The organism is uncultured Xanthomonas sp. (assembly GCF_964278005.1).
GTDB lineage: Bacteria > Pseudomonadota > Gammaproteobacteria > Xanthomonadales > Xanthomonadaceae > Xanthomonas_A > Xanthomonas_A sontii.
Genome location: NZ_CAXYKF010000015.1, coordinates 14,139 through 37,933 on the forward strand (window position 1 = coordinate 14,139; position 23,795 = coordinate 37,933).

Genomic DNA, 23,795 nt, shown 5'->3' on the forward strand with positions numbered 1-23,795 from the left:
GTATCAGGGCTGCGGGCGAGGGCGGGTGAGCGCCCAGGCCAGCGCCGCGTGCACCGGCAGCAGCAATGCGATCCATTGCAGGTTGAATTGCGGCTGCAGCATCGACAGCCAGTGGATCAGCAGCGCGGCACCGGCCAGCGCCACCACCAGCCACAGCAGCACGTCGAACCAGCGTCCGGGGCGGCGCCCGCGCAGCACGGCAATGCCGCCGAACAGCAGCGGCAGGCACAGCGGATCCAGCAGCAACAGGTTGCGGTTGCCCCAGGCGGCACGATGCTCGCTGAAGCCCCACAGGTACAGCAGGACCGTGCCGCCGAGCGCGCATAGCAGCCAGAATGGCAGCGCCAGCGCGGCCAGCCAGCGCGGGCGGCGGCCCAGCGCCAGCACCCCCGCCGCCGCGACCAGCCCGACCAGCAGCCACGGCCACCAGTGCCGCAGCTGTTCCGGCGGTTCCGGCGGCAGCCGCTGCGGCAGCAACTGCTGGCGCGCCTGCACCAGCGGGCGGCCTTCGCTGTTGCGCACCTCGTTCAGGCTCTCGGCCAGGCGCATCGGCACGAACGCCTCTTCCCAGCGCGACAGCGGTTTGTCGGCGTACGGGCCCAGGCCCAGGTCGAAGCCCAGCCACATCCACGGTGCCGGCGAGGCCAGGCGGACCGATTCGCTGCGGTAGGTATTGCCGCGCGAGCGGCCCGACAGCTGCGCGTGCAGCGCGCCGCCCATGGCCCGGTCCAGCGCGTCGCGGACCATCGTGGCGCAGTTGGCGGTGTAGTAGTCGTAGCGGTAGCGCGCGTTTTCCGGGCGCGCGCGCCAAGCCAGCGCCTGCTGCAGCGCGCGTGCCTGCGCCGGGGCCAGGTCCAGCCACTGGATGTCGACGCCGCGGCCGGCTTCGCGGTATTGCTCCAGGTCCTCCTGCAGCGGCAGGGCGACCAGGTAGTAGCGCATGTCGCCGGCGGCGAAGCGGCCGACGAAGCCCGGTTCGCTGGGGTCGAAGAAACCGAAGTTGTACGAGGTGGCCTGGCCCGTGCGCGTGTCGAGCACCACGATGGCGTCGTGGCCGAAGCGCTCGAAGAACACTTCGCCGGGCTGCATCGTCGCCACGCCGATGCGCGGTGCGGGGTCGCTGCTGGCGCTGGCGGCAGTGGTCGCAGCCGCGTCGGGCGCTGCGGGCGCCGCTGCGGCCAGCGGCGGCGGTGCCGCCGGATCCGCAGGCGCGGTCTGCGCGAAGGCCAGCCCGGTCCACAGGGCCAGCAGCATTCCCAGCCAGCAGGCCGCGCGCAAGCGCGGCACGCGGTGCGTGCTCAAGCGCCGTCCTGCGCGGGAGGCGGCAGGATGGTGACGTGGAACGCCTGCACCCGGCGCGCGTCGGCCTTTGCCACGCGGAACGCGAACCGCCCCAGGGTCAGTTCCTCGCCGGTCTCGGGCAGGTGGCCGATCGCCTCGGTGACCAATCCACCGACGGTGTCGTAGTCGTCGTCGGGGAAGTCGGCGCCGAAGCGCTCGTTGAAATCCTCGATCGGGGTCAGCGCATCCACCACGTACTGGCCGTCGGCCTGCGCGGCGATCAGCGAGGCCTCGTCCTCGGCGTCGTCGTGCTCGTCGTCGATGTCGCCGACGATCTGCTCCAGCACGTCCTCGATGGTCACCAGCCCGGCCACGCCGCCGTACTCGTCGACCACGATCGCCATGTGGTTGCGCGAGAGCCGGAACTCCTTGAGCAGCACGTTGAGCTTCTTCGACTCCGGAATCAGCACCGCCGGGCGCAGCAGTTCGCGCACCGTGCCGGGACCGTGGTCGGCGACCACGCCGCGCAGCAGATCCTTGGCCAGCAGGATGCCGAGGATGTCGTCCTTGTTCTCGCCATGCACCGGGAAGCGCGAGTGGCCGGATTCGACCACCTGCTTCATCAGGTCGAGGAAGCGCGACTCCACCGGCAGCGACACCATCTGCGCGCGCGAGACCATCACGTCGCCGACGGTCAGTTCGGAGACCGACAGCGCGCCCTCCATCATGCGCAGCGTGTCGGCGGCGATCAGGCCATCGTGCTGCGCGTCGCGCAGCACCTCGACCAGATCGTCGCGGGTGTGCGGGTCGCCGGAGAACACCGAGGTCAGGCGTTCCAGCCAGCCGCGACGTTTTTCGTGGGATTCCGGGGAGGTACTACTCGGTCCGTCTTCTGACATGTTCTGTGGGTAGGCGCCCGGTCGAACGGGCGGTAGCCGCAAGTCTAGCAGGGCGCTCGCGACAGCATCGCGACGTCGGCGGCCCGCACCGGTCGGCCCGCCGGCGCGGGTTCAGCCGCCCTTGGCCGGCGTATGCAGCGCGTCCGGCGCCGGGGGCGCGCCCGGCTCCTCGGGCAGGTCCAGGCTGTAGCTGCAGCCGGCCAGGGTCTTGCCGGGATGCGATTTCACCGTGGACACGCTGAGGATGATCGACTCGATCATCGGCTCGCCGGTCTTGGGATCGTGGACGTCGCGGCTGAGCACTTCGCGGCCGAACATGGCCTTCTCCGGGGTGTCCACCGCCGCTTCCAGATTCAGGCGCTTGGCCAGCGGCCGCGGGTCGGGCAGGTCCAGGATCGCCATCACGCTGGCGCCGGAGAAGGCGATGCGCTCGCTGCTGTAGCCGAACACCTGGATCGGCCGGGTCAGCGCGTACTCGGTCATGAACAGGTTGGACTGTGGCAGCGGCCGCCAGCCGTGCGCCACCGCCTTCAGCGGATCGGCCAGCAGCGGCGCCAGTGCAGTGAAGTCGGCCACGTGCTGGCGGCATTCCAGCAGCGCCGGCAGGTCGATGGCCGGATCGGCGGTGGCGGTGGCGGCAGGCGTTGCAGTGGGCGGCGCGGCAGGCGCTGCGACGGCAGCGGGGACGGCGCAGGCGAGCGCGAGCAGGACGAGCGAGGGACGAATCAACGCACGGAACCTCGAAGAAAAGCGGGGCTGCGGCGATCGCCGCGCGGCCACGTTACCGCCGGCGCCCGCGCTTGACCAGCGCGGGGTGGTGGGGAACACATTAAGCCCCTCTCCCCCCGGGAGAGGGGTTGGGGTGAGGGTCGGTCGCGACAGCGGGTGTGGGATCTCGGATCAACGCTCGCCGGCGTAGGGGTCGGAGACGCCGAGGTCGGCCAGGATCTCGCGCTCCAGTTGCTCCATCGCCTCGGCTTCCTTGTCGTCCTCGTGGTCCCAGCCGAGCAGGTGCAGCACGCCGTGCACGGTCAGGTGCGCGTAGTGCGCGTTGAGCGGCTTGTCCTGTTCGGCGGCCTCGCGCGCCACCACCGGTGCGCAGATCACCAGATCGCCGAGTAGCGGCAGCTTGACGCCCTTCGGCAACCCCTCGGGCAGTTCGGCCGGGAAGCTGAGCACGTTGGTGGCGTAGTCCTTGCCGCGGTAGTGCTGGTTGAGGGCGCGGCCTTCGCGGTCGTCGACCAGACGGATCGCCAGGTCGGCCTCGCGGATGCGGCCCTTCAGTGCCGCGGCGACCCACTTGCGGAAGCTCGGCGCCGCCGGCAGCCCGGCGCGGGGCAGGGCGTAGCTGACGCCGACATCGAGGCGGACGGGACCTTTGGTCATGGCGGAACGGCCGGGTGCTGCGGTGTGAGCCACAGTATCGCGCTAACGCGCGCTCAGGGCGACGCCCAGTCGCCGGCGTCGTAGGCGATCTCGATCACGGCGGCATTGCCTGCCGCGCGGTCGATGCCAGCGTCTGCGGCGGATTTGCTGCAGTTGAAGCCCTGGTAGAGGGTGCTCTGGCGGACCAGCTGCAGTGCCGCCTGTTCCGGCTTGCCGTTCGGGTCGATCTGGATGGTCGGTGTCGCGCAGCCGCCGACATTGGTCACCTGGATGGCGGGCACGAGCGCGCGCGCCGCCTGGTCGGCGAGGGTGTCGAAGGCATCCGGTCCGATGTCCTGCGCAGCGGCCGACACGCGCACCTTGAAGTAGTAGAGCTGTTTGTAGAACAGATAGCCGTTGGAGCGGGCCGGTGCATCCTCCGGGTCGAGGCGCAGTTCCATCCGCAGCTTTTCTCCGGGCACACGTTGGGCCTCGGCGATCGCCGCGACCAGCGCCTTGTCCAGGGCGCTGGCGGCCTTCGGCGCCGGTTCGACGACGATGCCCAGCTCGAACCGTTGCGCGCCCAGTTCGTGCAGTTCCGCGTAGGTGCCGCCGGAGACCGCTGCGGCCAGATCGGCGCGGAAGCCCGCCATGCCGTCGGCGATGGCCCGCGCCGATTCCTTTTGTCCGGCGGGATAGACGAACACGTTGATGGTCAGTTCCGGATGACCTTTCAGCACGTAGAGGAAGCCGGCGCCGGCGGCCTTGGCGGCCGGGTCGTACTTGCTGCCGCGCAGGCTGAAGTCGCCCACGGTGCCGGGAGCGACCACGTAGCTGGTTTCGACGAAGGGGCGCGCCGGTGTTGCTGCGGGCGGCGCAGCCGTGGCGGCAGCCGCTGGCGCGGCGCAGGCGGCCAGGATCGGCCAGAGCAGACAGGCGAACGACGACGATCGCTGGAACATGGCACCTCCCCGTGCACGGCAGCAGCATCGCAGTGTACGTCGGTCACTGCCGCGTGGTGCGTGCGGTCGCTACGGAGTGCCGCGACAGGCGCGCAGCAGCAGGCTCAAGTCACGCATGCGACCAGGAACAGCAGCGGGGTCTTTTCGTCGTCGACGCGGTAGGCCAGGCTGCCCATCGGGCCTCGCTGGCATTGCGGATTGTCGCGCCGGATGTCCACCGTGGCGGCGAAGCGCCCCGACGCGGGCAGCCACACCGCGGCCTGGCCGTGTTCGAGCAGTTGGCCGACGAGGTAGAGGCTGTCCGCTGGCACCTTTGCGTAGGCCAGCGCGTTGCAGCCGAAGCGGTCGCGCGTCGCACTGGCGGTTTCGGCCGCATCGAGCAGCGCTTGCGCGCGGGTGCCGGCGATCCAGGCCAGGCGTTGCGCCTCGTCGTCGCGCGGCGCGGTCGGCGAGGTACGGGCGATCGACGCGGCGCGCTCGAGGACGTCGCGCGGCAGCCCGATGCTGGCCGCGTCCTGCACGATCGACAGGCACGGCGGGGTCAGCGATTGCGCCAGGGCGACGCGCTGCGGCGCCGGGTCCTGCGCTGGCGGCGGATCCTGCGGCTGGCCGTTGGCGCCGCCGGCCACGCAAAGCAGCGCTGCCAGCAGGCCGGGCCAGGGCCGGATCATGCGGACGGGCCGCTGGCGCGGTCGACCACGTCGCGCTTCTCGTAGGCGTTGACGATGCGCGCCACCAGCGGATGCCGGACCACGTCGCGCGCCTCGAAGAAGGTGAAGCTGACTCCGTCCACCTCGTGCAGCACTTCGACGGCATCGCGCAGGCCGGACTTGACGTGCTTGGGCAGGTCGATCTGGGTCAGGTCGCCGGTGACCACGGCGGTGCTGCCGAAGCCGAGCCGGGTCAGGAACATCTTCATCTGCTCGATGGTGGTGTTCTGCGCTTCGTCCAGGATCACGTAGGCGTCGTTGAGGGTGCGTCCGCGCATGTACGCCAGCGGCGCGATCTCGATGACGTTCTTCTCCAGCAGCTTGACCACCTTCTCCACGCCCAGCATCTCGTACAGCGCGTCGTACAGCGGGCGCAGGTAGGGGTCGACCTTCTGGGTGAGGTCGCCCGGCAGAAAGCCCAGCTTCTCGCCGGCCTCCACTGCCGGGCGCACCAGGATCAGCCGCTGTACCCGCGATTCGTTCAGCGCTTCCACCGCGCTGGCCACGGCCAGGAAGGTCTTGCCGGTGCCGGCCGGGCCGATGCCGAAGTTGATGTCGTGGGTGGCGATCTGGTGCAGGTACTTGGCCTGGTTGGCGCCGCGGCCGCGCACCGTGCCGCGCCTGACCTTGATCGCCACGTCCTGCGGCTGGTACGCGCGCTGCGTCACCTGGTCGACGTTGGACTGGTTGAGCCGCAGGTGGATTTCCTGGTCGTCGAAGGCGACGTGGTCGGCCTCGGCGTACAGCGCCTGCAGTAGCCGCTCGGCCGCCGCCACCGCCGGCTCCGGCCCGGTCACCCGGTAAACGTTGCCGCGGTTGGAGATCTCCACGCCCAGGCGCAGTTCGATCTGCCGCAGATGCGCATCGAACGGGCCGGCCAGGTTGGCCAGGCGCTCGGTGTCGGCGGGATCCAGGGTGAAGTCGCGTTGCGCGGGGGTGGTCATGGCGGGCGCGCGCCGCCGGCGGCGACGTCGAAAAAAAGAGGGGCGCAAAGGGTAGCGCGCGGCGCGTAGCCGGGCCAGTGAAGGGCGCGCGGCGGCGGTGTGGGCGTGTGCACGCCGAAGTCGCCGCCGTGCACCTCGGGGAGCAGCGCCAAGCGCGCCCCGCCACTTGTGCAGTCATCGCGGCTGCAGGGATGGCAACGTTGTCCACAATGCATGTGGATCGATTGTCCAAAAGCCTGTGGACAACCGCGCGAACGCCTTGCCACGCAAGGCGCCGCCCTGTGCTGGCGAAAAAATCGCACCCGTGCGGCCGGCGATGCATCCGTGGCAACGGCGTTCGTCTTTTCCGGGATCGGTTATGACGTGCCTTGGCGGCGATCACCATCGCTAGCGCCGTCTAAACACCGCGCGTCGCGCGCCTGCATCCAGGCGTCCGCAATCGCGCGTGCACCGGCGGGGTCGTCCACGACCAGGATCAGGTGCCCGTGGTGGTCGCTGTACTGCACGGCGATGTTGATGCCGGCGGCGCCGAGCATGCCGGTCAGCAGGCCGAGCTGTCCCGGCGTGTCCTGGTCCAGGCGCAGGCTCACCACCGGGTGTTCGGCGGCCACGTGGAAACCGTGCGCGCGCAAGGTCTCGCTTGCCGGTGCGGCGGCATCGAACAGGAAGTGCGCGACCGCGCGCCCGTCCACGCGCCACACGCCGCCGCCTTCGATGCTGATGCCGGCCGCGCCGAGTGCCTGGGCCATGGCGGACAGAGCGCCGGGGCGTTCTTCGAGGTGGATTTCGACGTCCTTCATCGCGCGGCCTCCGGCGGCTCGCCCGGGCGCACGATCGTCGCCTCGCAACGCACCGGCATGGCGCAGCTGTTGGCGATGAAGCACTGCGCGTGGGCCTGTGCGTGCAAGGCCTGTGCGCGGTGCGCGTCGCTGTCCGTCGCGATGGTCACGCGCGGCGCCAGCGCCACCTCGCGAAAGCGTCCGCCGTGGCCGGGGCGCATCTCCAGCCAGCCCTGGGCCTGGTCCTCGTAGGCCAGCACCTGGATGCCGGCATGCGCGCACAGGGCCAGGTAGGTGAGCATGTGGCAGGCGGCGAGAGCGCCGACGAATAGGTCTTCCGGATTGTGCAGCGCCGGGTCGCCGAGGAAGAGCGGGTCGGCGCTGCCGGTCAGCGTGGGTTTGCCGGGAACGGTCAACGCGTAATCGCGACCGTAGTCGCTGTAGTCGACGGTGCCGCCGCCGCGGTTGCCGATCCAGTGCAAGTGCGATGTGTAGTGGTGCAGCGTGTCGGTCATGCGTCTGCCTCGTGTGGGGAGCAGGCAAGGTAGGCGCCAGCGTGGCGGCATGCTTCGTCTAGAATCGAAGCATGAGCGAGGACACCCTGCTTGCACGTGCCGCCTTTCTGCTCGGCGACCCGGCGCGCAGTCGCATGCTGGCGGCGTTGATGAGCGGACAGGCGCGCACTGCCAGCGAACTGGCGCTGGACGGCGCGGTGGCGCCGTCGACTGCGAGCCGGCACTTGTCGCAACTGGTCGACGCCGGCTTGCTCGCGGTGGCGCGCCAAGGGCGACACCGCTATTTCCGTCTGGCCGGCGCAGACGTCGCCGCGGCGGTCGAGGCGATGATGGGACTGGCGCCGCCGCCGATGACGCGGCGGGTCGGCCCGGCGGATCCCGGTCTGCGCCGGGCGCGGGTGTGCTACGACCACCTTGCCGGCGAACTGGCGATCCGCTGGCGCCAACAGATGGAAGCGCGCGGGCATCTGCTGTGCAGCGACGGCATGGCCTTGAGCGCATCCGGCGCCGCCTGGTGCGCGGCGATCGGCATCGACGTGGCTGCGCTGCGTGCGTCGCGGCGGCCGCTGTGCCGGCCGTGCCTGGACTGGAGCGAGCGCCGCGACCACGTCGCCGGTGCGCTGGGCAGTGCCGTGCTCCGGTATCTCCTCGACACCGGCCTGGCCCGGCGCGTGCCGGATTCGCGGGCGGTGCAGATCGGCCCGCGCGGCGAGCGCTTGCTCAGCGCGCTCGACTAGCGCGCTGAGGCGCCGCTCAGGCCGCGGCGTCGTCCTCGGCCAGGCGCAGGCGGCCGCGCAGCGAATTGCTCAGCGCCTCGGTGATCGTCACCTCGACGAACTGGCCGATCAGGCGCGGGTGGCCGGGGAAGTTCACCGAGCGCATGTTCTCGGTCTTGCCGGTCAGCTCGGCCGGGTTCTTCTTCGACGGCCCTTCCACCAGCACGGTCTGCACGCTGCCGATCATCCCCTGCGAGATCGTCTGCGCATGCGCGTTGATGTGCGCCTGCAGCCGCGCCAGCCGCGCGTGCTTGACCGCCTCGGGGGTGTCGTCTTCCAGGTCGGCGGCGGGCGTGCCCGGGCGCCGCGAGTAGATGAAGGAGAAGCTCTGGTCGAAGCCCACGTCCTCGATCAGCTTCATGGTCTTGTCGAAGTCGGCGTCGCTCTCGCCGGGAAAACCGACGATGAAATCCGAGCTGATCGAGATGTCAGGACGCACCGCGCGCAGCTTGCGGATCTTCTGCTTGAACTCCAGCGCGGTGTAGCCGCGCTTCATCGCGCTGAGGATGCGGTCGCTGCCGGCCTGCACCGGCAGGTGCAGATAGTTGGCCAGCTGCGGCACGTCGCGGTAGGCCTCCACCAGCGAGTCGCTGAATTCCAGCGGATGCGAGGTGGTGAAGCGGATGCGGCCGATCCCCTCGATCTGCGCGATGCTGCGGATCAGCAGGCCCAGGTCGGCGACCTGCGCTTCCTCGCCGGCCTCGGCGTCGGCGTAGGGGCCGCGGTAGGCGTTGACGTTCTGGCCGAGCAGGTTGATCTCGCGCACGCCTTGCGCGGCGAGTTGCGCCACTTCCACCAGCACGTCCTCGAACGGGCGGCTGATCTCCTCGCCGCGGGTGTAGGGCACCACGCAGAACGAGCAGTACTTGGAGCAGCCTTCCATGATCGACACGAAGGCCGAGGGGCCTTCGGCGCGCGGCTCCGGCAGGCGATCGAACTTCTCGACCTCGGGGAAGCTGATGTCCACCTGCGACTTGCCCGATTCGCGGCGCGCGCGGATCAGCTCCGGCAGCCGGTGCAGGGTCTGCGGGCCGAACACCAGGTCCACGTAGGGCGCGCGCTTGACGATCGCCTCGCCTTCCTGCGAGGCCACGCAGCCGCCGACGCCGATGATCACCGGCTTGCCGCCGGCCTTCAGCGCCTTCCAGCGGCCGAGCTGGCTGAACACCTTTTCCTGCGCCTTCTCGCGGATCGAGCAGGTGTTGACCAGGACCACGTCCGCTTCTTCGGGGTTGTCGGTCAGCTCCAGGCCTTCGGACGCGGCGAGCACGTCGGCCATCTTGGCCGAGTCGTACTCGTTCATCTGGCAACCGTGGGTCTTGATGTACAGCTTGCCGCGCACCGGCGCGGGTGCGGCGGCGGTGCCGGCGGAGGGCAGGGGATGCAGGACGGTCCCGGGCATGGCGCTTAATCCAGGCGGGTGGAAAGGAAGCCGGCTAGTCTACTCGTGCCCGCGCGCGGGCGCAGGTCCAAGCGTGGCCGACAAAACGACTGCGCAGCCACCAGGCGGGCGCGGACGGTGCTCGGAATCCTCATGTACCACACGTACACTGCGGTTCCTCCGCGCCGTCCGCACCCACCTGGCGACTGCTCGCGACGTTTTGTCAGCCACGCTTAGCTCGCGGCGGCATCCACCGCCAGCGCGCGCTGCACCGCCGGCCGCGCCGCCATGCGCGCGGCGTAGGCGCGGGTCGGCGCCGGCGGGTCGAGCAGGCCGAACGCCAGCATCCAGCCCAGCGCGCTGCCCCACAGCACGTCGGCGGCGCTGCAGCGCGCGCCGAGCAGGTAATCGCCGCGCGCCAGTTGCGCGTCCACCACCGCCAGCACGGTATCGCAGTCGGCATAGGGCGACATCGCCCGCGGTGGCGGCTCGCGCTTGAGCGCGCGGTCGACGAGGGCCGGCTCGAAGCAGGCGCCGTAGAACGCCAGCCAGCGCAGGTAGGGGCCGCGCAGCGGGTCGCCGATCGGCGGTGCCAGCCCGGCCTCGGGATACAGGTCGGCCAGGTAGGGGTAGATGGCGCCCTGCTCGGTCACCACCGCGCCGGCGTGCACGATCGCCGGCACCTTGCCCATCGGGTTGATCGCCAGGTAGTCCGGCGCCAGTTGCGCCTGCCGCCGCAGGAACCGGCGGCCATGGTCGACGCGGCGATCCGCTACAGCCCGCAGGCGATGGGTTTCGCCCTCAGTGTGCGGCTGCGTGGCAGCGCCGCCGAGCTGGGCGCGCGCATTCCACTGTGGTGCGGCACTCTGCAGGACGAGGCCGAAGGCCACTGCCGGCTGTCGCTGCTGGCCGACGCCGTGCCGTGGCTGGCGGCGCAATTGCTGACCATCGGCGTGCCGTTCGCAGGTCTGGAGGCCACGGCCGAGGTGCGGACGGCGCTGCGCGGGGCGCTGAACGCGTTGCTGGAGCAGGTGCCGGAGCCGGCACCGGTGGAGTAGGTGATACGGACGGGGAGGGCGCACTGGCCGCCCGGCGCTGCTCCGGCCCCGGGCGGTGCGGACTTGGCAAGCGGCGGGGAAGTTGGGACACTCGCCGCCATGAAGGGGATGCTGTGGCTCCTGGGGCTGGGACTCGCCACGTTGACGGCTGCGCCGGCCAGCGCCGGCACCCTGTACAAGTGCACCGGCAACGACGGCGTGCCCAGCTACGGCAGCAAGCGCGTGTCCGGCGCCAGCTGCAGCGTGATCGGCCGCTACACCCCCGACCGCCGCGCCGCACGGACCGCCCCGGCGCCTGCGCCAGCCAGGGCCAGCACCGAGCGGCCGCCCAGCCGCAGCGTCATCGCCAGCGCCGGCACCGTGGCGCCGGCCACCCTGATCAGCGCGCCGGTCGCCGCCCCGGCCCCGGTGACCGCCAACGCCGTGCCCAACCGGGTCGCCCCGGTGTCGCCCAGCAGCAGTGGCGCGCCACGGCGTCTGGTCAGCGGTCAGCTGTATTCGTACATGAAGGACGGCGTGCGCCACTACACCAGTGCGCGTCCGACCCAGGTCGCCAATCTCGGCGCGGTGCGCACGATCCGCTACAGCTTCATGGAAACCTGCTACGCCTGCGCCAATCCGGGGGTCAACTTCGGTGCGGTGCGCCTGAACACCACCGCCTACCAGAGCGAGATCGCCGCCGCCGCGCGCGAGTACGGTGTCGACGAAGCGGTGGTGCGCGCCATCATCCACGCCGAGTCCGCTTACAACCCGACGGCCCTCAGCCGCGCCGGTGCGCAAGGGCTGATGCAGCTGATGCCGCCGACCGCGCGCCGCTTCGGCGTCAGCGATTCGTTTGATGCAGCGCAAAACATTCGCGGCGGCGTGCAGTACCTGGCGTGGCTGCTGAAGCGCTTCAACGGCAACCTCAGCCTGGCCGCGGCCGGCTACAACGCCGGCGAAGGCGCGGTAGACAAACACGGCGGGGTGCCGCCGTACAGCGAGACCCAACGCTACGTGCAGCGGGTGGGCGTGCTCGCCGAGCGCTACCGCGGCGTGCTGGCGACCGCGCATTGAGCCGTCGCCGCGGCCCGGCAGGAGGCGTTGCGCGTCCATTGTCGGCGCGTTAAGGGTTCCGCTACACTGCAGTGGATTCAGTGCGGCTCGACCCCCACCGAGCTGCTGGCAGCCTCACGCTACCCAATCACAGATCGGAGTGCCGGATGGCCAACGATGGGGTCAACGATTCTGTAAATGTAGGACGCCGCCGCTTTCTCACCGCCACCACGTCCGTCGTGGGCGCGGTCGGTGCGGGGTTCGTCGCGGTTCCTTTCATCAAGTCCTGGAATCCGAGCGCAAAGGCCAAGCTGGCCGGCGCGCCGGTCACCGCCGACATCAGTGCGCTACAGGAAGGCCAGCGCCTGATCCTGGAGTGGCGCGGCCAGCCGATCTGGATCGTCAAGCGCTCCAAGGCGATGCTCGATGCGTTGCCGTCGCTGGACAGCCGGCTCAAGGATCCGGAGTCCACCAACAAGGACCAGCAGCCGGACTACGTGCTGAAGAATCCGGAGTACCGCTCGATCAAGCCCGACGTCTCGGTGCTGGTCGGCCTGTGCACCCATCTGGGCTGCTCGCCGGAAATGGTCGCCGAGATCCGCCCCGAACCCTACGACCCCGACTGGAAGGGCGGCTATTTCTGCCCCTGCCACAAGTCGCGCTTCGACATGTCCGGCCGCGTGTTCCAGGGCGTGCCGGCGCCGATCAACCTGCTGGTGCCGCCGCACCATTACCAGGACGACAACACGCTGGTGATCGGCGTGGACCCGAGCGCGTCCGCGAAGGGAGGGGCGTAAGTCATGGCCGACAACATCCTCACCCGCACCGCGGGCAACGTGTTCGACTGGGTCAACGAGCGCGCTCCCGGGCTGATGCCGTTCTACCGCAAGCACGTCACCGAGTACTACGCGCCGAAGAACTTCAACCTCTGGTACTACTTCGGCTCGCTGGCGATGGTGGTGCTGGTCAACCAGATCGTCACCGGCATCTTCCTGACGATGCACTACAAGACCAGCGCGGCCGAGGCGTTCAACTCGGTCGAGTACATCATGCGCGACGTCGAGTGGGGCTGGCTGATCCGCTACATGCACTCCACCGGCGCCTCGCTGTTCTTCATCGTGGTGTACCTGCACATGTTCCGCGGGCTGATGTACGGCAGCTACAAGAAGCCGCGCGAGCTGGTGTGGATCCTGGGCATGTTGATCTACCTGGTGCTGATGGCCGAAGCCTTCATGGGCTACGTGCTGCCCTGGGGGCAGATGTCGTTCTGGGGCGCCAAGGTGATCATCTCGCTGTTCGGCGCCATCCCGGTGATCGGCAACGGCCTGACCGAGTGGATCATGGGCGACTACCTGCCGTCCGACGCCACCCTCAACCGCTTCTTCGCCCTGCACGTGATCGCCCTGCCGCTGGTGCTGTTGCTGCTGGTGGTGCTGCACCTGGGCGCGCTGCACGAGGTCGGTTCCAACAATCCCGACGGCGTGGAGATCAAGAAGGGGCCCAAGGGCAATCGCTGGAGCCCGAACAAGCCGGCCGACGGCATCCCGTTCCATCCGTACTACACGGTCAAGGACCTGGTCGGCGTCGGTTTCCTGCTGATGATCGGCGCTTTCATCATCTTCTTTGCGCCCGGCTTCGGCGGCCTGTTCCTGGAGCACGACAACTTCACCGAGGCCAACCGCCTGGTGACGCCGGAGCACATCAAGCCGGTCTGGTACTACACCCCGTACTACGCGATGTTGCGGGTGGTGCCGAACAAGCTCGGCGGCGTGCTGGTGATGTTCTCGGCCATCGCGATCCTGTTCCTGGTGCCGTGGCTGGATCGCGCCAAGGTCAAGTCGATCCGCTATCGCGGCTGGATCTCGCGGGTGATGCTGGGGATTCTTGCGGTGTGCTTCGTCTGGCTCGGCGTGATCGGTTCCGGCCCCGGCACCGAGATCATCGAGACCTACATCGGCCGCGTGCTGACCGTGCTGTATTTCGCCTTCTTCCTGACGATGCCGATATGGACCTCGCTGGATCGAACCAAGCCGGTGCCGGAGCGGGTGAGCAGCCATGACTAAGCGCCTGATCGCTGTGCTCGCCGGCGTCGCGTCGGCCTTGCTGCTGTCCGCCTCGGCCATGGCCGCCGAGGGTGCCGCCACCCTGCAGGCCGGCAACGACCTGGGCGACCGCGCCTCGCTGCAGCGCGGCGCCAAGCTGTTCATGAACTACTGTTCCGGCTGCCATTCGCTGAAGTACCTGCGCTACCAGCGCATGGCCGAGGATCTGGGCCTGAGCGAGGACGAGGTGATGCACAACCTCAACTTCACCGGCGCCAAGATCGGCGAACACATCGAGACGGCGATGCCGCACGATGCGGCGACCAAGTGGTTCGGCAAGGCGCCGCCGGACCTGAGCCTGATCGCCCGCGTGCGCGGCACCGACTGGGTCTACACCTACCTCAAGTCGTTCTATCTCGACCAGTCGCGGCCGCTGGGCTGGAACAACAAGCTGTTCGCCAACGCCTCCATGCCCAATCCGCTGTGGGACCTGCAGGGCCTGCAGCAGCCGGTCTACGGCAAGGCCGAGCAGCCGGGCGTGGACAAGCCGGTGGAGCGGCTGCAACTGGCGACGCCGGGCAAGCAGAGCCCGGTCGAGTTCGACCAGACGGTGCGCGACATCAGCAATTTCCTCGAATACGCCGGCGAGCCGGCGGCGCTGAAGCGGCAGAACCTGGGCGTGTGGGTGGTGCTGTTCCTGGCGCTGCTGACCTTCCTGGCGTATCTGCTGAAGAAGGAATACTGGAAGGATGTGCATTGAGTCGCGGCCGTTTCGGCCGCGTCCCGGCTGCACCGTTGCTGAGCCGATCCCCTGTTCATCCTATTGGCTTTTGTGAGCGAGGGTTGCACACTCAGGGGCCGTGACGACCGTCCGCAATGTGCGGGCGGCGTCGATGCGGCCGGCGGATTCCGGCCGTCGGAGAGCCTTGAATGGCGGCGAGTTTGCGCATGCGAAATACCTTGACGTTGTTTTCCTCCACGGATGATGTCCTGTGCCACCGCGTCCGCCTGGTGCTCGCGGCCAAGGGCGTGACCTACGATTTCGTGGCGGTGGATCCGCAGAATCCGCCGGAAGACCTGATCGACCTGAATCCCTACCACTCGGTGCCGACCCTGGTCGAGCGCGAGCTGGTGCTGTACGCCGCCTCGGTGGTCAGCGAGTACCTGGACGAGCGCTATCCGCATCCGCCGCTGATGCCGGTCGATCCGCTTTCGCGCGCGCGCCTGCGCCTGGCGATGCTGCGCATCGAGCACGACTGGGTGCCGCAGGTGCAGGCGATCCAGCTCGGCAACAAGGCCCAGGCCGAAGCCGGGCGCAAGCGCCTGAAGGAGCTGCTGACCGCGTCGGTGCCGCTGTTCAAGGCCAGCAAGTTCTTCCTCAATCCGGAGATGAGCCTGGCCGACTGCGCGATGGCGCCGATCATCTGGCGCCTGCAGGCACTGGACATCCCGCTGCCGAAGGACGGCAAGGCGATCGAGGATTACGGCAACCGCATCTTCCGCAATCCGGGGTTCATCCGCAGCCTGACCGATCAGGAAAAGAAACTGCGCGACCTGCCGGCATGATGCTGTCCGCCGCGCCGTTTCCATTGTCTTCCGAGCTGTACCGGCATTGCGCGCCGGCACGTAGAATGGGCGCATGAGCGACGACACTTCCCGCATGACCAGCCATCGCCCGTACCTGCTGCGGGCGCTGGTGGAATGGATCAACGACAACGGCATGACCCCGCACATCCTGGTGGATGCGGGCCTGCCCGGCGTCCAGGTGCCGCCGAGCGCGGTCAAGGACGGGCGGGTGGTGCTGAACATCGCCGAGCGTGCGGTGGTGCGGCTGCAGATCGACAACGAGGGGGTCAGCTTCACCGCCCGCTTCGGTGGCGTCAGCTACCCGGTGCAGGTGCCGATGTCCGCAGTGCTGGCGGTCTATGCACGCGAAACCGGGCAGGGCATGGCGCTGCCGGACGACATCCACGGCGCCAGCGAGCCGCCGGGCGACGACACCCCGCCACCGCCGCGGCCGGGCGGGTCCGACGACGCTGGCAAGCGGCCGCGCCTGCGCGTGGTCAAGTAGCCGATGCGCGGCCTCGGTGGCCGCGCTTCACCCATCCAAGCGTTGGCGTTTCCGGTATTCGTGCGCCGCGCACCGCGTTGTTCCGTCGCAGGAGCGGCTTCAGCCGCGGCGGGCTTACCGGTAACGCCCATCGCGGCTGAAGCCGCTCCTGCATTCGCCGTCCATTCCATGTGGCATGCGCATCGCCCGCGCAATCAGCTTCGCTGTCGCCCGACACGACACGACACGACACGCCGCACGCCATCGGTATCGGTATCGGTATCGGTATCGGTGCACGGCCGTGGTGCACGGCTCAGTCGCGCTGCGCGCGGGCTTCCTGCAGGCTGCTCACGCTGGCGACCGACGGCCCGGTGAACGCGATCAGCTGATCGCCGAGCAGCACCAGGCGACCGCTGTGGCGGTCGGTGCCATCGTAGGAATAGTCGAAGCGGAAGCTGCGCTCGAAGCCGAGCCAGCCATTGGGCAGGCGCCGCAGGCGCAGGCCGGTGCCGTGCACGCTCTGGTCCAGCCACTGCACGTCGGCGGCCTTGCAGGCGTTGCGGCCGAGGATTTCGGCGCGTTCGGCGGCCGCACGCGAGGCGTTCCAGAACGCGAACACCGCGGCGCCGGCGATCATCAACAGGATCAGGCTGGGCATGGCGTCACTGTAGCGAGGTGCCGGTAGGCGGGCAATCTTGCTTGGGGCGGGGATTGGGGATTGGGGATTCGGGAATGGGGATTGGCAAGGGCCGCGCCCTTGGTGGCGGCGCGCGCTGCTCGTAGATGTCTTGGAGCGAGCTGCAGCGGCTGACGGACGCCTCCGGTCCCCGCGATGGTCCTGAGCGAGGCACCTGCGTGCATTGATGACGCGCGGTGTGCGTCCACCGGAATCCCGGTGTTGAGAGGCGCCCTGGCGTTGCGATTGGACGAATACGCCTTAGCGCTGTGGCTGTGACTGCGGTTCGGTCTTGGGTGCCTGGTTGCCGGTGGGTACGGCGGGGTGCGGCGCTGCTGGTGTCGCGCTGGGTATGGGGGATGCCGCCGCCGGCGTGTTCGGGCCGGTGGGTGGTGCGGGCGGTGCCGGCGGGGCGGCGGGCGTGCCGGGGACCGCACTGGCCGCGGGCGCGGCGGGCGTCGTCATCGGCGCGGCGGCGGGATCGGTCGGGGCGGGCGGCAGCAGCACCTGCGTCTGCGGTTGCAGCTTCAGCAGGGCCGACCAGTCCTGGCGATTGAAGTCGCACAGTTCCTCGTGGCCGGGCGTGCATTCGAGCGCGGCGCCTTCGTCGTTCTGGTCCTGCGCCAGCGGCGCATCCAGTTGCAGGCGCCCGCTGCGGTCCAGCTTGAGCTTGCGCATGGTCACCGCGTTGAACACGTTGCCGCCGATCAGGTACAGGGTCTGGTCGCCGCCGACATTGGCCGCGACCACGATGTCGCAATGCGATTCCCACGGCAGCGGGCGGCCGCGCGCCAGCGCCTCGCGCAGGCCGGCGGTGCCGACCGGCTGCCGGCGTCCGCGCAGGAAGCACAGCAGATCGCCGGGGGCAGGCTTTTCCTGCTGCGGGTCGGCGAAGCGATAGGGCAGGCCGTCGGCGCCGGCCTGGTAGGCGGCGCGGATGTAGTCGATATGCCGGATCGAGGTGTGGAAGCCGGCGACGCCGGCGCGCACCATCACGTAGGACACGAAGGCTGCCGACCACGGGTTGTCGACGATGAAGGCGCGGCAGTCGTTTTCGCGGTAGCGCGACCCGTCCAGCTGCTGGCAGCTCTCGGCACCGTCGAAGCGGCCCATTGCGCCCAGCGTGCCGCTGTCGCGCCAGTAGGTGGCGACGCGCTGCCAGGCTTCGATGCCGTCGTCGGCAAGGTCGGCGCGCTCGGCCTCGGTGACGCGCAGGCCGGCCAGGCGGCCGTCGCGATCGATGAACGGGCGCCACCACAGCCGGTGCTCGTTGCAGGCGGTGCGCACGATCGCCACCGCCGCCGGGGTCAGGCCGAAGCGCGGCGGCAGATCGCAGACTTCCGCGGCCGCGGCGCGGCCGGCGGGAAACAGGGCGGCGACACACAGCAGCGCGAACCAGGGGCGGAACATCGGCGGACTCGGTGGGGACGGGGAAGCGCGCAGCGTCGCAGAGCGGCGTTGGCGAGGCCGTGAAGTGTAGGGCGTGCCGCACGATCCAGGCAGATCGCGCCGTCCTGGCTGGCGCGTTCCCGGCGGATCAGGCGCTTGGCGGTTACCCTTTGGGTGGTGGAACTCACCCAGCGGGGTGGAAACGAGCAACGTCGCGACTGGGTCATGCGTGCGGACATGCACGCATGGGATGTATCCGCATTCGCCGCGGGTGTGGAAAGGGCGCGCGGTCGCCTCGTCGCGCGATCTGGCCGCCTACTGCGGCGGCGTTCCGAGTTTCAGCGACAGATCCACGGCCTGCACATGCTTGGTGAGTGCGCCGATGGAGATGCAGTCGACGCCGTCCTGCGCGATCGCGCGCACCGCCTCCAGGTCGACGCCGCCGGAGACTTCCAGCGGAATCGCGCGATTGAACGGTGCGGCCGCGGCGATCGCCACCGCGTCGCGGCGCTGTTCCGCAGTGAAGTCGTCGATCAGGATGCGATCGCAGCCGGCCTGCAGCGCTTCGCGCAGTTGCTCCAGAGTTTCCACCTCGACCACCAGCGGCAGCGCCGGCCACTGCGCGCGCGCGGCGGCCACCGCCGCAGGCAGCGAACCGGCGGCGTGGATGTGGTTCTCCTTGAGCATCACCGTGTCGTACAGGCCGATGCGGTGGTTGCTGCCGCCGCCGCAGCGCACCGCGTACTTCTGCGCCAGGCGCAGGCCAGGGAGGGTCTTGCGCGTGTCCAGGATGCGCGCGCCGGTGCCGGCGACCGCGGCCACGTAGGCGGCGGTGGCGGTGGCGGTGGCCGACAGGGTTTGCAGGAAGTTCAGCGAGGCGCGCTCGGCGCTGACCAGGGCGCGACTGCGCCCTTGCAGCAACGCCAGCACCGTGCCGGCGGCCACGCGCTGGCCTTCGGCCACCTGCCAGTCGATGCGGACCTGCGGGTCCAGCGCCTGGTGGCAGGCGTCGAACCAGGGGCGGCCGGCGATCACGGCGTCCTGCTTGCACAGCAGGTAGGCGCTGTCGGCGCGGTCGGGCAGCAGCGCGGCGGTGACGTCGCCGCTGCCGAGATCCTCGGCCAGCGCACGCGCGACATCGGCGGCGATCAGCTCCGCGGCGGGCGCCTGCGGCGGCGCCATGTCGCGGCTCATTTGGCCGGGAAGTCGGCGAGCTGGGCGGTGCCGATGGCCTCTTCGGCCAGCAGCACCGGAATGCCGTCGTCGACGCGGAACACCTGCTTGCGGTCGCGGGTGATCAGGGCTTCGCGCAGCGGTTGCGCCTGCGCACTGCCATCGGCGCGCTGCACGCCGCCGGCGGCGATGGCGCGGTTCAATGCCTCCAGGCCGCGCGCCTCCAGCAGCGCCAGCGGTTGGCGGGTGTCGGGCGAGCACAGCAGGTCGAGCAGTTTGCGGTCCATCCGGTCTTCGTCTTGCGTGGAAGACGGCTAGAATACGTCTTTAAGGCAGGGGACGGCCATGACCTCCAAGCAAACCGCGCCGCTCGTCGGCATCGTGATGGGTTCCCGCTCCGACTGGGAGACCATGCAGCATGCGGCGCAGAAACTCGATGCGCTGGGTGTGCCCTATGAAGTGAAGGTGGTGTCGGCGCACCGCACCCCCGACGTGTTGTTCTCCTATGCCGAGCAAGCGGCCGGGCGCGGCCTGCGCGCGATCGTGGCCGGCGCGGGCGGCGCCGCGCACCTGCCGGGCATGCTCGCGGCCAAGACCGCGGTTCCGGTGCTGGGCGTGCCGGTGCAGTCCAAGGCGCTCAACGGCATGGACTCGCTGCTGTCGATCGTGCAGATGCCGGCCGGCATTCCGGTGGCGACCTTCGCGATCGGCAATGCCGGCGCGGCCAACGCCGCGCTGTTCGCCGCGGCGATGCTGGCCCACGACCACGCTGAGATCGGTGCCGCGCTGGACGAGTTCCGTCAGCGCCAGACCGACGACGTGATGGCCAAGGACGATCCGCGCCAATGACCACCGTCGGCATTCTGGGGGCGGGGCAGTTGGCACGGATGATGGCGGTGGCCGGCGTGCCGCTGGGCCTGCGCTTCGCGCTGCTGGATCCGGCAGCCGATGCCTGCGCCGGACAGGTCGCGCCGCTGCGGGTCGGCGACTATGCCGACCGAGCCGCGCTGGCCGCGTTCGCGGACGCGGTCGACGTGGCGACCTTCGATTTCGAGAACGTGCCCGCGGATAGCGCGGATGCCCTGGCCGGGCAGGTGCCGGTGTTCCCGAGCCCGGATGCGCTGGCCGTGGCGCAGGATCGCCTGGCCGAGAAGACCCTGTTCCGCGAGCTCGGCATTCCCGTGCCGGCGTTCGCCGCGATCGACACCCGCGCCGATCTGGACGCGGCGCTGGCGCAGGTCGGCACGCCGTGCATCCTCAAGACCCGCCGGCTCGGCTATGACGGCAAGGGCCAGTTCCGCATCGCCTCCGCCGCCGACGCCGATGCGGCCTGGGCTGCGCTGGGCGCGCAGGCGGCCAGCGTCGGCCTGATCGCCGAGGCGTTCGTGCCGTTCCAGCGCGAGGTCAGCGTGGTGGCGGTGCGCGGCCGCGACGGCGAGTTCCGCACCTGGCCGCTGACCGAGAACTGGCATGTGCACGGCGTGCTGTCGGCCAGCCTGGCGCCGGCGCAGGCCGGTGCCGCGCTTGAGCAGGCGGCGGTGGCGCATGCGCGTGCCCTGGCCGAACGCCTGCAGTACGTCGGCGTGTTCGCGCTGGAACTGTTCTGCCGCGACGGTGAACTGCTGGCCAACGAGATGGCCCCGCGCGTGCACAACTCCGGCCACTGGACCATCGAAGGCGCGGAGACCTCGCAGTTCGAGAACCACCTGCGCGCGGTGCTGGGGCTGCCGCTGGGCTCCACCCGCATGCGCGGCCACGCCTGCATGCTCAACTGGATCGGCGCGATGCCCGACGCCGCACCGGTCCTGGCGCAGCCCGGCGGGCATTGGCACGACTACGGCAAGCAGCCGCGCGAAGGCCGCAAGGTCGGCCATGCCACCCTGCGCGAGGACACGCCGGAGGCGCTGGCGCTGGCCCTGCAGACCGTGGGCGCGCAACTGCAGCGCGAGGCCCAGGTCGCCCCGGTGATCGCCGCGTTGCGCGGCGAGCGCTGAACCAGCAGCAGGAGCGCCCAGGCAACGCCTGGGCCAGGAACCGGCAGCCACGGCCGCCGCTCCTGCGAATCTCCAATCCCGACTCCCCAATCCCCGCTCACCGCAGATTGGACGCCGCGAACTCCCAATTGACCAGTTTCCAGAACGCCTGCAGATAGCGCGCGCGGTCGCCGGGATGGTCGATGTAGTAAGCGTGTTCCCAGACGTCGCAGCCGAGCAGCGGCGTGTCGTCCCCGGTCAGCGGGGTGCCGGCGTTGGCGGTGCTGACCACGGCCAGGTTGCCGTCGGGACGCTGCACCAGCCAGACCCAGCCCGAACCGAACAGCGCCAGGGCCATGCGCTCGAACTCGGCCTTGAACCGCGCCACGTCGCCGAAGCTCTTGGCCAGGCGCTCGCCGAGCGCGCCGCCCGGTTCGCCGCCGCCGCGCGGGCGCAGGCCGCGCCAGTAGAACTCGTGATTCCAGACCTCGGCCGCCTCCTGGAACAGCCGGCCCTGCGCGCGCCGCAGCAGGTCCGGCAGCGCCAGCTCGGCCAGGTCGCTGCCGGCGAGCCGCGCATTGAGCCGTTCCACCAACGCGCGCTGGTGCTGGCCGTGGTGCTGTTCCACCGCGGCGGCGGACAGGTGCGGGGCCAGCGCCGCGGCGGCGTAGGGCAGGGGAGCGAGTTCGATGGGCATGGATCCTCTGGCGGTTTCGGGCGCGCGTCGCGGTACTGCCGCGCGCAGGGCTTACACTATGCGGCTACGCGAGAGTCTAGCCGACCGCCAAGGTCGTTCTTTCGCCCCAGCAGGAGAGAACCCGCATGCAGGTGATGGAGCGCATCCAGGCCGACGTCGAACGCCATCCCATCGTGTTGTTCATGAAGGGCACGCCGCAGTACCCGATGTGCGGCTTTTCCAGCCGCGCGTTGCAGGCGTTGCTGGCCGCCGGCGCCGACCGCCTGCACACCGTCAACGTGCTCGACGAGCCGGAGATTCGTGCCAATCTGCCGCGCTATTCGAACTGGCCGACGTTCCCGCAGCTGTTCATCCACGGCGAGCTGATCGGTGGCTGCGACATCACCATGGAGCTGTTCGAGTCCGGCGAGTTGCAGCGCATCGTGACCGAGGCCTACCAGTCGTGAGTGCGCCTGCGTCGCCGCAGGCCGGCGCGCTGGCGCAGCGGGTGGTCCTGGTCAGCGGCGCCGCCGGCGGGCTCGGCAGCGCTGCGGCGCTGGCCTGCGCCCAGGCGGGGGCCACCGTGGTCCTGCTCGGGCACAAGCCGGCACGCTTGAACCGCGTCTACGACGCGATCGCCGCGGTCGGCGCCGCGCCGCTGCTGTACCCGCTGGACCTGCTCGGCGCCACTCCGCCGGACTACGCGACCCTGGCCGAGCGCCTGCAGGGCGAGCTCGGCCGCCTGGACGGGCTGCTGCACTGCGCCGCCGACTTCGCCGGGCTGACCCCGTTCGAGCATGCCGATCCGGCCCAGTTCGCGCGCGCGATCCACGTCAACCTGACCGCCGCGGCCTGGCTGACCCAGGCCTGCCTGCCGTTGCTGCGACAGGCCGAGGATGCCGCGATCGTGTTCGCGGTGGACGATCCGGCGCGGGTCGGCCAGGCCTACTGGGGCGGCTACGGCGCGGCCCAGCACGGCCGCCGCGGCCTGCTGGCGAGCCTGCACGGCGAGCTGGCCGCCTCGCGCGTGCGCGTGTCCGGCCTGCAGCCGGGGCCGATGCGCACCGCCTTGCGCGCCCGCGCCTACACCCATCAAGAAGACCGCGACGCGGTCGATCCGGCGCGCTACGCCGACGCCTGCGTCGACCTGCTGTCGCCCGCCGGCGCCGCGCACCGCGGCGCAATCTGGAATCCCCTGGCATGACCATCCTGTCGGCAGCGCTGCTGCTGTTCCTGATCCTCGACCCGCTGGGCAACATCCCGGTGTTCCTCAGCGTGCTCAAGCCGCTGCCGGCGCGGCGCCAGCGCGTCGTGCTGGCGCGCGAACTGCTGATCGCGCTGGGCGTGCTGATGGGCTTCCTGTGGGGCGGCAAGTACGCCCTGGAAGTGATGCACCTGCGCCAGGAGTCGGTGGCGATCGCCGGTGGCATCGTGCTGTTTCTGATCGGCATCCGCATGATCTTCCCGCGCCCGGAAGGGCTGATGGGCGAAATTCCCGACGGCGAGCCCTTCATCGTGCCGCTGGCCATCCCGCTGGTCGCCGGCCCTTCCGGCATGGCCGCGGTGATGCTGATGGGCAGCAACGAGCCGACCCGGCTGGGCGAGTGGAGCCTGGCGCTGATCCTGGCCTGGCTGGCGACCTCGGCCCTGCTGTTCTCCGGCACGCTGCTGTACAAGCTGCTCGGCATGCGCGTGCTGACCGCGGTCGAGCGGCTGATGGGCATGCTGCTGGTGGCGATCTCGGTGCAGATGTTCCTGGACGGGCTCAGCGCTTATCTGAAGCTGCCGGTCGCCGGCTGAGGTTGCATCGCGGCCGAGTCGGGGGCGCCGTGGGGACGGCGCGCTGGCCCCGGGCGGGCCTCGCTTCGAGCACGCCAGGCTGCTTGCTGCGGCCCCTTCAGGCGGCACGGGTAGGGGGGGGCGTGGCCGGCGGCGGTCCCGGGCGGCCTTCCGTGCCTGTCCCGGCGTTGTCGCCGAAGCCCGCCAGGACTGGGATCGACGTCTTCTGATGTCCGCTTGTGCCGCGCTGTCACGGTTTGGCAACAAATTGGCCCTATGGTGTTAAACTCATGTTAACCCTTGCGGGGAATCGGCAAGGGTGACCAGCCCCC

29 protein-coding genes and 1 other RNA gene are annotated in these 23,795 nt (G+C 70.1%); 14 read left to right on the forward strand and 16 right to left on the reverse strand.

All coding sequences use genetic code 11. The features are described from left to right. Positions 1–3 precede the first annotated feature (3 nt). The 9 genes from ACHWVH_RS08520 to ACHWVH_RS08560 form a co-directional block, all read right to left on the reverse strand. Positions 4–1,254, reverse strand: a complete 1,251-nt coding sequence (locus ACHWVH_RS08520) for a DUF4105 domain-containing protein (RefSeq protein WP_394687167.1) — start codon at positions 1,252–1,254, stop codon at positions 4–6. Positions 1,255–1,298: 44 nt separating this feature from the next. Further along, positions 1,299–2,180 (reverse strand): HlyC/CorC family transporter, encoded by an 882-nt coding sequence (locus ACHWVH_RS08525; RefSeq protein ID WP_026144230.1) that lies wholly within the window; start codon positions 2,178–2,180, stop codon positions 1,299–1,301. 111 nt (positions 2,181–2,291) lie between these two features. Further along, positions 2,292–2,909: a hypothetical protein gene (locus ACHWVH_RS08530; RefSeq protein ID WP_394686994.1), complete on the reverse strand. Its 618-nt coding sequence runs from the start codon at positions 2,907–2,909 to the stop codon at positions 2,292–2,294. 171 nt (positions 2,910–3,080) lie between these two features. Next, positions 3,081–3,566, reverse strand: coding sequence for an rRNA maturation RNase YbeY (gene ybeY, locus ACHWVH_RS08535; RefSeq protein ID WP_017908182.1), 486 nt, complete (start codon positions 3,564–3,566; stop codon positions 3,081–3,083). A gap of 53 nt (positions 3,567–3,619) precedes the next feature. Next, positions 3,620–4,507 (reverse strand): hypothetical protein, encoded by an 888-nt coding sequence (locus tag ACHWVH_RS08540; protein WP_295927676.1) that lies wholly within the window; start codon positions 4,505–4,507, stop codon positions 3,620–3,622. A 104-nt stretch (positions 4,508–4,611) separates the two neighbouring features. Further along, positions 4,612–5,178, reverse strand: coding sequence for a hypothetical protein (locus ACHWVH_RS08545; RefSeq protein ID WP_295927674.1), 567 nt, complete (start codon positions 5,176–5,178; stop codon positions 4,612–4,614). After that, positions 5,175–6,161, reverse strand: a complete 987-nt coding sequence (locus ACHWVH_RS08550) for a PhoH family protein (RefSeq protein WP_148828102.1) — start codon at positions 6,159–6,161, stop codon at positions 5,175–5,177. The genes ACHWVH_RS08545 and ACHWVH_RS08550 overlap by 4 nt, the downstream gene beginning before the upstream one ends. A 356-nt stretch (positions 6,162–6,517) precedes the next feature. After that, a complete protein-coding gene (locus tag ACHWVH_RS08555) occupies positions 6,518–6,961 on the reverse strand; it encodes a hypothetical protein (RefSeq protein ID WP_267122289.1) in 444 nt (147 codons plus the stop codon). Beyond that, a complete protein-coding gene (locus tag ACHWVH_RS08560) occupies positions 6,958–7,455 on the reverse strand; it encodes an OsmC family protein (protein WP_267122290.1) in 498 nt (165 codons plus the stop codon). Before ACHWVH_RS08560 ends, ACHWVH_RS08555 begins: the two co-directional genes overlap by 4 nt. A gap of 71 nt (positions 7,456–7,526) precedes the next feature. Here ACHWVH_RS08560 and ACHWVH_RS08565 point away from each other — a divergent pair, with 71 nt between their 5' ends. Next, positions 7,527–8,192: a helix-turn-helix transcriptional regulator gene (locus ACHWVH_RS08565; protein WP_267103463.1), complete on the forward strand. Its 666-nt coding sequence runs from the start codon at positions 7,527–7,529 to the stop codon at positions 8,190–8,192. 16 nt (positions 8,193–8,208) lie between these two features. Here ACHWVH_RS08565 and miaB read toward each other — a convergent pair whose 3' ends face one another. Beyond that, entirely contained in the window at positions 8,209–9,633 is a 1,425-nt protein-coding gene (miaB, locus tag ACHWVH_RS08570) for a tRNA (N6-isopentenyl adenosine(37)-C2)-methylthiotransferase MiaB (protein ID WP_295927671.1), read from the reverse strand. A 132-nt stretch (positions 9,634–9,765) separates the two neighbouring features. Here miaB and ACHWVH_RS08575 point away from each other — a divergent pair. Further along, positions 9,766–9,841: non-coding RNA, sX9 sRNA (locus ACHWVH_RS08575), on the forward strand. A gap of 4 nt (positions 9,842–9,845) precedes the next feature. Here the strand turns inward: ACHWVH_RS08575 and ACHWVH_RS08580 are convergent. Further along, positions 9,846–10,352 (reverse strand): glutathione S-transferase family protein, encoded by a 507-nt coding sequence (locus tag ACHWVH_RS08580; RefSeq protein ID WP_394687168.1) that lies wholly within the window; start codon positions 10,350–10,352, stop codon positions 9,846–9,848. Positions 10,353–10,364: 12 nt separating this feature from the next. Between ACHWVH_RS08580 and ACHWVH_RS08585 the strand changes: the two genes are divergently transcribed. The 7 genes from ACHWVH_RS08585 (at position 10,365) to ACHWVH_RS08615 (ending at position 15,818) form a co-directional block, all read left to right on the forward strand. Beyond that, positions 10,365–10,670 (forward strand): hypothetical protein, encoded by a 306-nt coding sequence (locus ACHWVH_RS08585; RefSeq protein ID WP_394687180.1) that lies wholly within the window; start codon positions 10,365–10,367, stop codon positions 10,668–10,670. A gap of 99 nt (positions 10,671–10,769) precedes the next feature. After that, positions 10,770–11,726, forward strand: coding sequence for a lytic transglycosylase domain-containing protein (locus ACHWVH_RS08590; protein WP_394686995.1), 957 nt, complete (start codon positions 10,770–10,772; stop codon positions 11,724–11,726). Between the two features lie 146 nt (positions 11,727–11,872). Then, complete coding sequence (gene petA / locus ACHWVH_RS08595; RefSeq protein ID WP_026143542.1) at positions 11,873–12,502, forward strand: ubiquinol-cytochrome c reductase iron-sulfur subunit; 630 nt, start codon at positions 11,873–11,875, stop codon at positions 12,500–12,502. 3 nt (positions 12,503–12,505) lie between these two features. Next, on the forward strand, positions 12,506–13,768 hold the full coding sequence (locus tag ACHWVH_RS08600; protein WP_017908207.1) for a cytochrome bc complex cytochrome b subunit: 1,263 nt from the start codon (positions 12,506–12,508) through the stop codon (positions 13,766–13,768). Beyond that, entirely contained in the window at positions 13,761–14,507 is a 747-nt protein-coding gene (locus ACHWVH_RS08605) for a cytochrome c1 (protein WP_026144236.1), read from the forward strand. Before ACHWVH_RS08600 ends, ACHWVH_RS08605 begins: the two co-directional genes overlap by 8 nt. A gap of 170 nt (positions 14,508–14,677) precedes the next feature. After that, on the forward strand, positions 14,678–15,313 hold the full coding sequence (locus tag ACHWVH_RS08610) for a glutathione S-transferase N-terminal domain-containing protein (protein ID WP_010342124.1): 636 nt from the start codon (positions 14,678–14,680) through the stop codon (positions 15,311–15,313). Between the two features lie 73 nt (positions 15,314–15,386). Then, positions 15,387–15,818, forward strand: a complete 432-nt coding sequence (locus ACHWVH_RS08615; RefSeq protein ID WP_152236429.1) for a ClpXP protease specificity-enhancing factor — start codon at positions 15,387–15,389, stop codon at positions 15,816–15,818. Between the two features lie 292 nt (positions 15,819–16,110). On the opposite strand, the gene ACHWVH_RS08620 is transcribed toward ACHWVH_RS08615, so the two are convergent. The 4 genes from ACHWVH_RS08620 to ACHWVH_RS08635 form a co-directional block, all read right to left on the reverse strand. Then, positions 16,111–16,455, reverse strand: a complete 345-nt coding sequence (locus tag ACHWVH_RS08620; RefSeq protein WP_017908204.1) for a DUF3301 domain-containing protein — start codon at positions 16,453–16,455, stop codon at positions 16,111–16,113. Between the two features lie 279 nt (positions 16,456–16,734). Then, entirely contained in the window at positions 16,735–17,883 is a 1,149-nt protein-coding gene (locus ACHWVH_RS08625) for a DUF2272 domain-containing protein (protein ID WP_394686996.1), read from the reverse strand. A gap of 294 nt (positions 17,884–18,177) precedes the next feature. Beyond that, a complete protein-coding gene (nadC, locus tag ACHWVH_RS08630) occupies positions 18,178–19,056 on the reverse strand; it encodes a carboxylating nicotinate-nucleotide diphosphorylase (RefSeq protein WP_295927661.1) in 879 nt (292 codons plus the stop codon). Further along, a complete protein-coding gene (locus tag ACHWVH_RS08635) occupies positions 19,053–19,322 on the reverse strand; it encodes a Trm112 family protein (RefSeq protein ID WP_010342118.1) in 270 nt (89 codons plus the stop codon). Before ACHWVH_RS08635 ends, nadC begins: the two co-directional genes overlap by 4 nt. Before the next feature lie 58 nt (positions 19,323–19,380). On the opposite strand from ACHWVH_RS08635, the gene purE reads away from it, so the two are divergent. Both purE and ACHWVH_RS08645 read left to right on the forward strand, forming a co-directional pair. Then, positions 19,381–19,884 (forward strand): 5-(carboxyamino)imidazole ribonucleotide mutase, encoded by a 504-nt coding sequence (gene purE, locus ACHWVH_RS08640; RefSeq protein WP_394686997.1) that lies wholly within the window; start codon positions 19,381–19,383, stop codon positions 19,882–19,884. Next, positions 19,881–21,029 (forward strand): 5-(carboxyamino)imidazole ribonucleotide synthase, encoded by a 1,149-nt coding sequence (locus ACHWVH_RS08645; protein ID WP_394686998.1) that lies wholly within the window; start codon positions 19,881–19,883, stop codon positions 21,027–21,029. The genes purE and ACHWVH_RS08645 overlap by 4 nt, the downstream gene beginning before the upstream one ends. Before the next feature lie 97 nt (positions 21,030–21,126). On the opposite strand, the gene ACHWVH_RS08650 is transcribed toward ACHWVH_RS08645, so the two are convergent. Then, positions 21,127–21,705: a superoxide dismutase gene (locus tag ACHWVH_RS08650; protein WP_295935740.1), complete on the reverse strand. Its 579-nt coding sequence runs from the start codon at positions 21,703–21,705 to the stop codon at positions 21,127–21,129. Between the two features lie 125 nt (positions 21,706–21,830). On the opposite strand from ACHWVH_RS08650, the gene grxD reads away from it, so the two are divergent. The 3 genes from grxD to ACHWVH_RS08665 are packed head-to-tail and all read left to right on the forward strand — an operon-like array spanning position 21,831 to position 23,484. Next, positions 21,831–22,151 carry a Grx4 family monothiol glutaredoxin gene (grxD, locus tag ACHWVH_RS08655; RefSeq protein WP_010342114.1) on the forward strand — a complete coding sequence of 107 codons (321 nt, stop codon included), beginning with the start codon at positions 21,831–21,833 and terminating at the stop codon, positions 22,149–22,151. Beyond that, positions 22,148–22,888, forward strand: coding sequence for an SDR family NAD(P)-dependent oxidoreductase (locus ACHWVH_RS08660; protein WP_394686999.1), 741 nt, complete (start codon positions 22,148–22,150; stop codon positions 22,886–22,888). The genes grxD and ACHWVH_RS08660 overlap by 4 nt, the downstream gene beginning before the upstream one ends. Further along, a complete protein-coding gene (locus ACHWVH_RS08665) occupies positions 22,885–23,484 on the forward strand; it encodes a MarC family protein (RefSeq protein WP_017907241.1) in 600 nt (199 codons plus the stop codon). Before ACHWVH_RS08660 ends, ACHWVH_RS08665 begins: the two co-directional genes overlap by 4 nt. Positions 23,485–23,795 lie beyond the last annotated feature (311 nt).